The organism is Collinsella sp. CLA-SR-H006, from assembly GCF_040097075.1.
In the GTDB taxonomy this organism is placed as follows: Bacteria; Actinomycetota; Coriobacteriia; order Coriobacteriales; family Coriobacteriaceae; genus Collinsella.
The window spans coordinates 1-13,297 of sequence record NZ_JBBNPD010000001.1 but is presented as its reverse complement, the minus strand read 5'-3'; the positions used below and the strand labels follow the sequence as shown (position 1 = coordinate 13,297).

At 59.6% G+C, this 13,297-nt stretch carries 7 protein-coding genes; all 7 read right to left on the bottom strand.

Annotated elements, in window-relative coordinates:
* Positions 1–297: 297 nt before the first annotated feature.
* The 7 genes from AAA069_RS00035 to AAA069_RS00005 all read right to left on the bottom strand — a co-directional run bounded on the left by AAA069_RS00035 (position 298) and on the right by AAA069_RS00005 (position 12,905).
* Entirely contained in the window at positions 298–3,030 is a 2,733-nt protein-coding gene (locus AAA069_RS00035) for a phosphoenolpyruvate carboxylase (protein ID WP_233504661.1), read from the bottom strand.
* A 338-nt stretch (positions 3,031–3,368) separates the two neighbouring features.
* Entirely contained in the window at positions 3,369–4,682 is a 1,314-nt protein-coding gene (gene hisS / locus AAA069_RS00030; protein WP_349127209.1) for a histidine--tRNA ligase, read from the bottom strand.
* Between the two features lie 304 nt (positions 4,683–4,986).
* The gene (locus AAA069_RS00025; protein WP_349127208.1) at positions 4,987–5,169 is read right to left on the bottom strand and encodes a hypothetical protein; all 183 of its coding nucleotides are present in this window, start codon (positions 5,167–5,169) and stop codon (positions 4,987–4,989) included.
* 51 nt (positions 5,170–5,220) lie between these two features.
* Positions 5,221–6,516 carry a M20 family metallopeptidase gene (locus AAA069_RS00020; RefSeq protein WP_349127207.1) on the bottom strand — a complete coding sequence of 432 codons (1,296 nt, stop codon included), beginning with the start codon at positions 6,514–6,516 and terminating at the stop codon, positions 5,221–5,223.
* Positions 6,517–6,632: 116 nt separating this feature from the next.
* Positions 6,633–7,616, bottom strand: a complete 984-nt coding sequence (locus AAA069_RS00015; protein ID WP_349127206.1) for a DMT family transporter — start codon at positions 7,614–7,616, stop codon at positions 6,633–6,635.
* A gap of 333 nt (positions 7,617–7,949) precedes the next feature.
* The gene (locus tag AAA069_RS00010; RefSeq protein ID WP_349127205.1) at positions 7,950–10,139 is read right to left on the bottom strand and encodes a YhgE/Pip domain-containing protein; all 2,190 of its coding nucleotides are present in this window, start codon (positions 10,137–10,139) and stop codon (positions 7,950–7,952) included.
* A complete protein-coding gene (locus tag AAA069_RS00005; RefSeq protein WP_349127204.1) occupies positions 10,140–12,905 on the bottom strand; it encodes a YhgE/Pip domain-containing protein in 2,766 nt (921 codons plus the stop codon).
* Positions 12,906–13,297 lie beyond the last annotated feature (392 nt).

Genomic DNA, 13,297 nt, shown 5'->3' with positions numbered 1-13,297 from the left:
CCGTCCACCGACTCATTAACACAACGTTCATATTTGACCCACAACAAAACGGCCACGACCCCAAACGGGACCGCGGCCGCTACAGTCGTAAGGCGAGAAGCGCACAATTCTTCTCCTCAGCTTTAATCCCCGAAGACCGAGGACGAAGGGACCCGATGGGTTTCCCTCTGAATGCATTCCGCAGCACGAAGCCCCCTTATCCGCAGCTCCGAAGGAGCAGGATAAGGGGGCTTCAAGTGCGAGGACGCATTCAGAGGGAAACCCATCGGGTCCCGGTGAGAGCCACAGGGCTATCGATTACCCCGTGTTCTGCAATCCTGCCGAGACGCCGGTCACAGTCGAAAGAATCAGGCTCATGTACTCGGCCTTCTTCTCCTCGGCCATCTCGTCCTGATTCATGCGCACCTCGCGAAGGGCGCGGACCTGGGCGATGGACAGGGCGTCGACGTAGGGGTTACGCACGCGAACGGCGCAGCCGAGCACGCGACGACGCTGCAGCGGCCACTCATCACCGACGATGGCAAGGACCCACTTACGGGTGAGCTGCATCTCGGTAAAGACCTTCTTGGACAGATCATCGCGGTCGCCCAGATGCAGATACATCTTGGCGATGCGCTGATCGGTCTTAGCAATCGACATCTCGATGTTGTCGATAAAGGTGCGGAAGAACGGCCACTCCTGGTAGGCAGCCTTGAGCTGGTCAAGATCGCCAAGCTGCTCGCAGGCGGTGCCCAGACCGTACCAAGCGGCCAGGTTAATGCGCGCCTGGCTCCAGCTGAAGATCCACGGGATGGTACGCAGGTCATCGAGCGACTTGGCGCCCAGACCGCGCTTGGCGGGACGCGAGCCGATCGGCAGCAGACCGACCTCGGTCAGCGGCGTCACGGTCGAGAACCACGGTGTAAAGTCCTCGGTGTTCAGCAGGTCCAGATAGCGTTCGTGGCTTGCAGTGTTGAGCTTCTCGGCCATATCCCAGAACTTCTGCGTGGTCTCGGTGTTGGTCTTCTCGACACTCGGGGCCGACTGCAAAAGCGTTGCGGCGGCAACGGACTCAACATGGCGCTGAGCCAGCGTGCGGTTGCCGTAACGGGCAAAGATGACTTCGCCCTGCTCGGTAAGCTTAAAGAAGCAGTTGACCGAACCCTTGGGCTGCGCCAGCACGGCCTTGTTGGCCGGGCCGCCGCCACGGCCCACGGCACCGCCGCGACCGTGCATGAGCACCAGGTCGATATCGTTCTTCTCTGCCCACTTGGCGATGCGCTCCTGCGCGGAGTGCAGCGCGAGCATGGCCGTGGTAGGACCGGCATCCTTGGAAGAGTCGGAATAGCCCAGCATGACCTCCATGCGGCGGTTGGTCTGGGCAAGGCGCTTTTGCACCACGGGCAGCGTAAGCATCTGATCGAGCACGTCGACGCAGCCCTCGAGGTCCTCGAGCTGCTCGAACAACGGGATCACGTCGAGCTCGGGGACATCCTCCTCGTGTGCAAAGGACAGGTGCGCCAGCTCAAAGACGTCGGCCACATGCTGAGCGCTCTTGGTAAACGAGATGATGTAGCGGTGCGCCATCTTCTTGCCGTAGCGCTTTTGGATGGAGCCGATAGCGCGGAAGGTATCGATGACCTCGCGCGTCATGGGCTGCAGGTCGCCATGGATACCGTTCTCGTGGATATCCTTAAGGGCGCGGGCATGCACCACGGAGTGCTGACGGAACTCCATCTCGACCATATGGAAGCCGAAGGACTCGACCTGCCAGATGATGGTTTGGACCGGGCCGTAGGCAGCACGGACGGCACCGCAGGCGGCCAGCGAACGCTGGACGACGCGCAGGTCATCCAGGAACTCGTCGGCGCTGTGGTACATGGTGTCGGTGATACGACGGACGGTGGCGTTCAGGCGGTCGGCCATGACGAGCATGACGGCGCGATGCGGCTCGTGCTCGGAGATCAGCTCGGCGCGGGCCGTGTAACGAGGGCTCATCTCGACCTGATGGTTCCACAGGTTAATGAGCTCGGCCGACGGCTTGCTGTAGGTAGCCTCGAGCGTGAGGTTGCGGCCGATGTGGCGGCACTTGTCCTCGAGCTTGAGCACCATGTGCGTAAAGTACTTGGCGGCGACCTCACGGCTCACCTTGGCGGTGACGTTGGGGTTACCGTCGCGGTCGGAACCGATCCAGCTGCCGGGATGGAAGAACGCCGGGCACAGCGGCGGCACAGTACCGGCCTTGTCGCCCAGCACCCAATCGTCAAAACGACGATAGATAACGGGGATAACGTCGAACAGCGTGTTATCGAAGATGTCGATGATGGTATCGGCTTCCTCGACCGGCGTGGGCTTCTTGAGCGCGATGGGACTCGTACGCACCAGGGCGTCGATCTCCTGCAGCATATGGCGCTCGTTCTCCACCAGGTCGGAGCCGCCCAGACGCGGACGCTCCTCCAGCAGGTTGGAGATACGGCGGATCTTGCCCTCGACGGCCTTGCGACGGGCCTCGGTGGGATGTGCGGTAAAGACAGGGTGGAACTCGAGCTTGTCGAGCAGCTCGTTGGCACCCTCGACACCCAGCTCATTCACCAGCTGGTGATAGGCAACGGTAAGCTCGTTGGCAGGATCGACCTCGGTATCGGTCGACGCACCGGCCTCGCGCTCGCGCAGCTGCGCCACACGGTAGTTCTCCTCCGACAGGTTTGCCAGATGGAAAAAGCTCGTAAAGGCGCGAACGATGACCTGCTGCTTATCGAGCGGCAGGCTGTCGATCAAATCGACGACCTCACGAAATGCCACGGCAGTGGGCTCGTCGGCGGTGGGCACGCCCTGCTCGTCGACGGCTTCGTCGGCAGCGCAGGTACCGGGGTTGCCGGCATTGACCACAATCTCGGCTGTCAAAATCTTGTCGAACAGGTCCGCGATCTCGGGATCATACTCGCTAAGCACACGGCGCTCCAGGCGCAAGAACAGCGCCAGATTGTCGCGCAGCTCCTCGGGGATCTCGATCTCGGCGAGACGCTCCCTGGACTCGGCATTCGAGCCGATTCGGTTAACGAGGCGGTTGACCACGGCAGCGACGCGCGCCGCGGCTTCGGGTACAGACTGGTTGCTTAGGTTCTCAGCCACGTTTCCTCCCATTCCTCCTTCTATGCACGTAACATGCGGTATTCATTATAGGCGCTTGAGAAATACTTTCGACACTGATTGCGCTTTACCACACAAAAGTATTTTCTGCATTGCAAAGGTTTTTGCCCTAAATGGTCGTATTTCTCGGTGGGCGGCATACGTAAACGGGGGCATTCCGCATAAAAGCGAAACACCCCCGTAACAATCGCTCTCCATGAGCAGGGCACGTTAGCAGGCCCGAAGCTCAAAAAGATGCGCTACAGGCGCTCGCGAACCGCCTCGACGACGTTGTCCAGATCGGCGAGCACCTCGTCATGGCTCTGCATGTCGCGCACTTTGACCTTGCCGGCGGCAAGCTCGTCGCCACCCAGGACCAAGATGAGCTTGGCGCCTACCTTATCGGCTTGCTTAAACTGGGCCTTGAGCGAACGACCCTGATAGTCGGCCTCGGTCACGATACCTGCGGCGCGAAGCTCCTGCGTAATGGCAAAGACGTTCTGACGCAGCTCCTTGCCGGCGTTGGCGACATAGACGCACGGGGCCTCATCGGCACCCAAATCGCTGCCAAAGGCCTGCAGGGCCAGCAGGGCGCGCTCAAAACCGACAGCAAAGCCGACGCCCGCCGTGGGCTTGCCACCCTCGAGCTCGACCAGGCCATCGTAGCGGCCGCCGCCGCCGATGGAGCCGACGCCGGCGCCAGGGGCCTCGACCTCAAAGACAGTACGGGTGTAGTAGTCCAGGCCGCGCACCAAGGTGGGATCCTCGACATACTCGATACCGGCGGCATCCAGATAGCGCTTGACCTGCTCGTAGTGCTCGCGGCACTCATCGCACAGGTTGTCACCCATCAGCGGAGCCTCGGCCATGATCTCGCGGCAGTGGTCGTTCTTGCAGTCGAAGGCACGCAGCGGGTTGAGCTCGGCGCGCTCGCGGCACTCATCGCACATCTCGTCGGCGTGATCGAGGATGAACTGCTTAACCTGCTCGCGATAAGCCGGACGGCACTGGGCGTCACCCATCGAGTTGATGAGCAGACGAAGCTTGGAAAGATCGAAGCCCAGGCGCTTGTAGAACTCCATGAGCATGATGATGCACTCGGCATCTGCCGCCGGATCGGGAGCGCCGAGCCACTCGATGCCCACCTGGTGGAACTGGCGCAGGCGGCCCTTCTGGGGACGCTCGCCGCGGAACATGGCCTCGGCGTAGTACGCCTTAAACGGCGTGGAGCCCTGGGGCACCAGATTGTTCTCGACGACGGCGCGCACCACGCCGGCCGTGCCCTCGGGGCGAAGTGCTAGGCGCTGCTTAGGCTTGAGTTTGGTGTCGGTGCCCTCGGTAAAGACGCGCTCCAGGTTGGCACCGCTGAACACACGGAACATTTCCTTGCGCACGACGTCGGTCGACTGGCCGATACCGTGGACAAACACGTCCACCTGCTCGATCGCGGGCGTCTCGATGGGTTTAAAACCAAACGGCTCGAACACGCCGCCCGCAATCTGCTGCATCTTTTGCCAGGCGCGCATCTCGGCGCCGATAAGGTCGCGGGTTCCCTCCGCCTTCTGTGCCTGCATGGGCAAACACCTTTCTTTTGTATCGCGTCATAGGTAGTGGACATTATACGGCACAAAGCAGCAACGCGGCGGCGCGTCTGACCGAACGAGGGTATGGGGACTCGTTCGGCCTGACGCACCGCCGCTGTTTGCGATCCGCTTTCCTCCGTCCCCTTCGGATCACGTGATCTGTTGGGGACGGAGGAAAACGGATCATTTCGTAGGCCCGTGGCCGCCTTGGAAACCGAATGATGGTACGAGCATCCATTCGGCTTCCAGGGCAGCCACAGACAGAACGGGGCGAACAGCAAAGAGCGACGGACGTCTACTCCCCCGCCACGCTCGCGCGCAGCTTGGCGGCGATGGGCTCGGATGCCAGCAGGAACACGAGCATGACCACGGAGCACGCCAGGCACACAATCCAGGTGCTCGCAAAGGAGCCCGTGGCATCGAACAGCACGCCCGAGACGATGGCGCCCACGGTGCCCAAGATTGCCTTGAAAGACAAGGGCATAGGCCTTATGGCCATGCCCGCAGGCTTGAAAGGCAAGGTTGGGTACTACCGGTGGTCGGCGATATAGCCCAAAGCGACCGCCGTGTAAGCCGCGGCGCCAAGGGGAAGCTCGGCATCGCTAAAACGCGCCTTGGGATGATGCTGAGCAAAATGCTCGTCCGTATCAGTCACGGCAGCGCCCACGGTAAAGTACGCACTCGGAATCTCACTCGAAATCAACGCGAAGTCCTCGCTCGCCATGGCGTGGAACAGCGGCAGGAAGGCGGCCTTGGGCAGCACCGCGCCCACGTAGCCAAGCGACGCCTGCGTCATATCGTCATCGAGTACGAGCGGGGGAACATCCGAGAGCGTCTCGAGGGTCGCCGGCGTGCGATAGGTCGTGGCAACACCTTTGACGACCTCCGCGATGCGGGTCTTGAGGTGCTCCATGAGCTCGACGTCGAAGCCGCGCAGCGTACCTTCGAGCACGCAGGTATCTGGAATGACGTTGGCCGCTTGGCCACCGGCAAATTTACCCACGGTCAGTGCGATCTCCTTGGCCGCCGGCACCTCGCGGGAGATGAGCTCCTGAAGTGCCAGATGCACGTGCACACCCGCCGTAATGGGGTCGATGCAGATCTCGGGGCTCGAGCCATGACCGCCCTTGCCCTGCAGCGTGATGCGGAAACCGTACACGCCCGAGAGCGCCGGACTGCCGTAAAGCACCAGGCCGAGCGGCGATTGGCTGTTGACGTGCATGGCAAAGGCGACCTGGGGACGCGGGTTCTGCAGCAGACCGTCGGCGATGGCGGCGCGGGCACCCTCAAAGGTTTCCTCGCCCGGCTGGAACAGCAACTTAACCGTGGCATTGGCGTCGACAAGCTCTGCCTCGCGTGCTTTGAGCATACGAGCCGCACCAAGCAGCGCCGTCGCGTGCATATCGTGTCCGCATGCGTGCATGCAGCCGTTGGTGGATGCAAAGGGCTCGCCGGATTCCTCGGCAACGGGCAGGGCGTCCATGTCGCCACGGAGCATGATGACCGTACCGGCCTGCTCATTCGTGCAGACGCCATTATCCTGGGCCGCGGCGGCACCGGCGCCGACAAGGCCCACAACGCAGGAACCATCGACGAGCGTGGCAAACGGGATGTCCATCTCGGTCAGGCGCGCTTGGATATACGCAGAGGTCTGTGGGAGGCTATTACCCAGCTCGGGCATCTGGTGTAGATCGTGTCGCCACGCAGCGAGCTCGTCTGCAAAAGCCTGAGCTTCTGCAACAAGACCGTCACCGATAGCGGTCTGCGCCGCTGCGGTGGCCTTGGGCGCTGATTGCGGTTGAAGATCGGACAAAGCTGGTGCCATAGATGCCCTCCAGTATCGTTTTTGCAGCAAGCACTTTGATAGCATAAAGTGCAAAGTACTACTTTAAGGGCGACGCATAAAAAATGCCGCCCCGGGAGGGCGGCGCAACAAGTTGTTTACAATTGCGGGCGCGGCTTTTTGCGCAAAAAATCGAAGTGAGTCTCGCTCAAGATAATCGACAGGAAGATGAGCGCGAAGCCGGCGAGCAGGCGCGAGGTGAGCGCCTCCCCCATCAGCAGCACCGAGAACAGCACACCCGAAGGCGACTCCATCGAAAGGAGCAGCGAGCCCGTCGAGGCCGGGACATGCGCCAGGCCGACGTTTTGGATGAGCAGAGCCGCGCATGTGCAGCCCACCGAGAGAAACGCCATCGCACTGATAAAGCTCGGCGTCCACACGGACAGAGGCGCTTGGGTCTCGAATAGCAGCGACGTTGCCAGGCTCAGCACGCCGTTGCCCACAAACATCCAAAACGTGATGACGTTGATGTCCATTTTGCGACCGTACTTGGCAGTCACCGCCATCTGAATGGCGAAAAAGGCCGCACCCGCCAGCGTAATGACGTCACCAATGTTGAATTCAACGCTATCGAGTGCGACGAGGCCAATGCCCGCTAGGCACAGCAGCGCGGCACCCAAGTTGTAGCGCGTGAGCTTTTCGCCGCTCAGGAAATAGCTCGCGAACGGTACAAGGATGCAATACGTGCCCGTCAAAAAAGCATTCTTGCCCGCCGTAGTATGTGCCAGACCGACCGTCTGCAACGCATAGGCCGCCCACATGAGCACGCCCATACTCAGGCCAACGATCAGGTTGCGAGCGTTGAGGTGCGCGATGATGCGCTTGTGGAAGACGGCAAACATGACCAACGCTGCGGGCAGAAAACGTACATAGAGCAGCGCGAACACCGGAATGGTGCCGAGTGCGTCCTTCATAGTGGTAAAGGAGTAGCCCCAGATGACCGCCACCGAAAGGAGCAGAACCTTCCAGAACAGCGGAGAGCGTGCGCCGGCGCCCCGGGGAATACCGCCCGCGCCCAAATCCTCACGGGCTACTGGGCTATCGGGCAAGTTTTCGATTTCGTTGGTAGCGTATTGGGCCATGGAACATCCTCGCACTCAATCTGGGCGTGGTGTCCGCACGCGTATGGCTGCGTGCCGCCTCATGGTCAAATAAAAACGGGACGCACCGGACCCCCGGCACGCCCCGCTACTGTAGCAACAACCAGCGTTGCACCGCAATCCAGCCCACTAAAGTACCGACTTGAATAACCTCGATGTTCCGTCAACGTCAGCGAAAACGGCCCCAAGCGAGCAAGGTGACGTGAAATGAAAGGGCGCTGACCTTCTGGTCGCGCCCTTGAAATTGAACGTCAGATTGCCGCTTGGGGGCGTTTGCAGCGTCGAGCCGTTACGCGGTTTGGTAAAACCGCGTAACTAGATTAATTTGGTTGACTCCAGCTTTTCGATGATCCAGTCGTTGGCTTTGATAACCGGGCGGCGGAAGACGACGCCCAGGGCCAGCGACGGAATCAGGTAGCTCGCCAAGATACCCAGCTCAATCCAGTACTCCATATGGTAGGCACCGGCCATGGCGGCGTGCATGGCGTTGATGCCGTGGGTAAACGGCAGGAACGGATAGATCGCCTGGAACACGGGACCGGTCATCTCGATGGGGAACGTACCGCCCGAACCGCCGACCTGCATGACCAGCAGCACGACGGCGAGGGCCTTGCCGATATCTCCAAACGAAACCGTGAGCGTGTAGACGATATTGGAGAACACGAGGCTCGCGACCCAGCCGGCAAGCACAAACTGCAGGGGGTTGTCGCACTGGATGCCAAAGAACAGAATGTCGCCCGCGCACACGAGCGTTGCCTGCAGCAAGGCCAGACCGCCAAAGAACAGGTAGCGGCCCAGGTAGATCTCGTGCAGGCGCACGGGGATGAGCTCGTTGATAAGCTCATCGTCAACCGAGACCTTCATCATGGCCGCCAGAACAATCGATCCCACCCACAGCGACAAAATCGTGTAGAACGGCGCCATGGCCGAGCCGTAGTTGCGGATCGGATAGACCGGCTTGCGATCGAGCGCAACGGGGCCGGAAAGCGACACGGCCAGACCCTCGGGATCATTGCCGATCATCGTCTTGATCGTGGCCAGATCGTCCGACATAAGGGCACCGTCGAGCTCGTCCTTGAACGCGCTAATCTTGTCCGATGCCTCACCCAGCTGATCGGAAGCCTTGTTGACGAGCCTTGCAGCCTTGGAGAGACCCTTCGCGAGCGAACCAGAGGCGTCGGTCAGACCGCTCACGGCGCTATCTAGGTCACCCGAGATACCGTTCAGGGAATCCAGAACGCCCGAAATGGTCTTCTTGAGCTCCTTGGCCTTAACCGAGAACGTAGAATCGTAGTCGGACTTGGCACCCGAGATACCCGCCTTGGCATCGGCGATGGCCTGGTCGACCTCGGCACGCGAGCTGTTGACCTCGGCCATGCTGTTCGTGAGCGACGTCTCGATGTTCGTCAGCTCATTGGCATTGTTGCGGTACTCCGCCGCGGTTTTGTCAAGCTCAGCAGCCGCGTCCTCAAGCCCTGCCTTGAGCTTATCGTTACTCACCTGGCCAGCAAGACTACGGAGCTCATTCGCCGTGGCATCAATCTCGTCGGCACGGTTCTTGAGTGACGCTGCGCCATCGTTGAGCTGACGCACCGTAAGATTGACATGCAGGTTTGCAGCGTCGAATGCCTTTGCGAGCTCGGTAGAAACGTTATCGAACGAACCTGCGCTCCCATCAATAGCGGCATCGATCGCATCGCTGGCGGACTTGAGCGCTTGCTCGGAATCGGCAATACCGCTCTCGGCATGCTGCATGAGCTGCTTCACCGACTCCTCGGTCGATCCGGACTGCTTGAGCATACCGCCCGCCGACGTCAGCGAATCGGACGTGGAGCTCAAAATGCCCGCAAGCGACGTTGCACTGGCCTGAACGTCCTGCAGGTCCTGGACCGAATCGCCCAGCGTCGAGGACAGATTGGCGATAAAGTTGCTCACCTGGTCGGTGCTCATATAGTCGAGCAGGCTGGACACCGTCTTAAGACCGATGCTCGTAATGGTCTCGGTAAAAGATTCGTTAACCTGGTTCTGAACGGCGCTCGAACCCTTCTCGGTCACGATCTGCGCGATGGCGTTGGCCTTCTGGTTCTCGTAAAACTCGATATCGGCGTGTTTCACGTCGGTCGAGAAAAGCGTCATCATGTCAGCGCTAAACGTTTTGGGAATAACGACGGCAGCATAGTACGCGCCCGACTTAACGCCCTCGATAGCCTTTTCGCGATCGTTAAGCACAACCCAATCGAAGCTCTCGTTGCCACGTAGGGTGGCGGTCACGTTTTCGCCCACGTTAACCTCGACGGGGATCAGATCGCTCTCGTAACCCTCATCGGTGTTGACCACGGCAATCTTAAGATTGCCGGTGTTGCCGTACGGATCCCAGCTGCCGGCGATGTTAAACCACGCGTACAGGCACGGCACGATAATGAGGCCCATCACGACAATCAAGCCGATCACGGAGCGAGACACGTTTTGGACATCGCGCCTAAACAGATGCAGGATGTTCTTCATTTATGCCTCACCTCCTTTGGAGTGCTTGCCGAACGGGGCGGTATCTCCATCATTTATGGCTGTGTTGTCGCTGCCCTGAGATTTATGGTGCGAGCCGATATGCGGCAAGCGGCCCGTGGACTGATCGCCGCCCTTGGCACCACGCTCGCTGGCGTTGAGGCCAAACATGTGGCGGGCGGCAGGAATGGCGGCCGTGTGTTCGCGCATCTCGCGACGCAGGTCCTCATCCGAAAGCGCCGAGATGCGCATCTGGGTATTGAGGCTCGCTCGGATATATTCGATATTGATAAGCCAGCCGCAGATGGCAATAACCGAGATGATCCAAATGACAAGCAGGATGATCTTGCCGTTATTGTCGATATCGAGAACCGTCGACAGGACAAAGAGCAGGACCTGAACGCCCACCACGGCGGCAAAACCGCCCTTGATGTAGTACGGGTAGCGATGTTCAAAGGCGACCGCATGATCGAGCAGTTCGCGACGGTACGAATCGGAATCGAGCATGACGCGCATGGCCGTGCGCAGCGAGTAGCGCTGGCGCGGCAGGTCGTTGGACTCGCAAATCATCATACCGGTCGTGGAGAGCTGTTTATCAAAGAGCAGGTTAAGGTTGAGCAGCAGCGGACGCAGCTGCAGGCCGATAAAGAGCGCCACGATCAAGAACACGCCCAGAATGCACAGGTTAAACAGGTAGTTGAACGAATACATGCCGCCGACCGTCTCGCGCAGCAGATTGATGCCGTAGGTAAAGGGCAGCAGCGGGTGCAGCCACTGGAAGAAGCCGGGCATCATCTCGATGGGGTACATGCCCGACGAACCCGGGATCTGCACGATGACGAGAATGACGCCGATAGCCTTGCCGATATGCTTAAACGTGGTGGACAGCGCATAGATGATATTGACGTAGGTGAACGAAATGGCGATGCCGCCCAGCACGAACAGCAGCGGGCTGACGCACTGCACGCCAATCACCAGATCGCCTACCGTAACGATGATGGCCTGCAACGCGCCCAGGATCACCATGAGCAACCAGCGGCCAAAGTAGCCTTGGCGCGCCGTAAAGCTGCCAACACCTTCACGGTCGACCTCGAGCTTGTAAATGGCGATGAGCACATAGCCGCCCACCCAAAGCGCCAGATTGGTGTAGAAGGGAGCGATGCCCGAGCCAAAGCTCTTGACCGGATAGATTGGCTTGGACGTCAACTCAACCGGAGACGCCATGAAATCTGCCACGTCATTGACATCGACGCCCATCAGATCGGCCAGCTCGCCCATGGACTCGGAGGTCTGCAGCGCCGCGATGTCATTGGCGGCGGTTGCAAGCTTGTCCTGGACCTTGGCAAGCGAGGAATCGGTCTGGGACAGCGTGGTCTTGGCCTGGCCGAGCGTAGCGCTAAGCTGCGCCAACGTGCCGCGCGCATTTGCAAGTGTAGGTGTCATACCCGAGACGATACCGGTCAGGTCGCCCGAAACGGCAGCAAAAGAGTCGAGCGCGCTCGAGGCCTTCGGCAGCGCGTTTTGGCCCAAGTCCGTCTGGGCTTGGCCAAGGTTGGTCGCACCGGTATGAATTGCGTTATTGATAGCGTCACTGGCACCCGAAACAGCCGCTGCGTCATTCGCCATGGCGCTCGACTGCGCGGACAGACCGTCCTTGATGCTCTGAAGCTTTTCATTCTGCTCTCGAAGCAAATCGATGGTCGATACAATGCGCGCGTCAATTTCCTCGGAACCTGTCGACGTGTCATTGGCGAGAATCTCCAAGTGCCCGATAACGGCCTTATTGTGGTCGATCGTCGCTTGAAGAGACTCGAGCGAGTTGTCGATACGGGTGGTCGTAGATGTGACCGCGCCCGTCAGCTTGCCGATGGCAGCGTTCGCAGAGGCCGACGTCTTGGTGAGCGCAAGGCTGCCTTCCGAGAGCGCCTTGGAGAGCGAGGTGATGGAGTTGCCCGCCGTGGTGCGAGCTTCGCTCAGCAGATCGTTGCCCTGGGAGATCGCCTGCGTCAGCGACGGTGCCTGGCCTTGCAAGCCGGCAAGTGCCGCATCAGCCGAGGCGATAGCGCCACTCGTCTTATCGATGGCGGCATTCATATCGCCAATCGAATCGCGCACCTCGCCCAAGGTGTCGGACGCCTCGGACACCGAACTTGCCAGCGAGTCCTGAGTCTGGGTTGCCTTGTCCTTTAAATCGACACCGGCATCCTTGGCGATACCGGCAACAGTCTTGCCTACCGTAGAGACAAATTCCGAGTTGATCTGCTCCTCGATGGTGTTTGCACCGGTATCGGTAACCTTGGGCGCAATGGCGCTCTTCTTCTCATTGACGTAGTACGTGAGCTTGGGCTGATGGTAGTTGCCGTCGAGCATCGAAACCAGGTTATCCGAGAAGTTCTTGGGAATCACGATAGCGGCATAGTACTCGCCGCTCTCGACGCCCTCCTTGGCATCGGCCGTCGAGTCGACGAACGTCCAGCCCAGCTGATCGTTCTCCTTGAGCTGATCGACGACCTGATCGCCCGCGTTGAGCTCGCCCACCAGGTCGTTTTGGGTGCCCCGATCGTTGTTGGCGATGGCAATCTTGATGCCCTGGGTGTTTCCGTACGGATCCCAGTTGGCCACGATGTTGTACCAGGCATACAGCGAGGGAATAACGCACACGCCAAGGGTAACCACCAAGGCGACGGGGTTCACAAGCAGTCGCTTAATGTCGCGCTTAAATATCGCAAAGGAGACCTTTGCATTGGATAGTTTGCTGCCGAGACTCACGCTTGGACCATCCATCCTGTCGTTGAATCGAATCGTACTATCGATAACCATTGTACGTAAGCGCTTTAGCGTCTCAGAGCACAATGGTATTGAGTTTTGCGGGTAGCAATATACTACGAAGACGAATTAACGTACAGTTGTACAGTATCTTTAATTTCAGCAGGTCACAAAACCACAACCCGCACAAATTAGCAATTCAAATAGTCATCGGGGACGTTCTTAAACGACTGGTCAAACAAGAACGCCCCCAACGACTAGTTTGGACCACGGTAACATCGATGTTTTAGCAATGCCAGCGAGCGGGCGCCAGAGCGAACAAATTGGCATGAAAAGAGGACGGCATAGACCTTCTGGTCATGCCGTCCTCTTTGAATGACAAGTTGTCGCTCTGG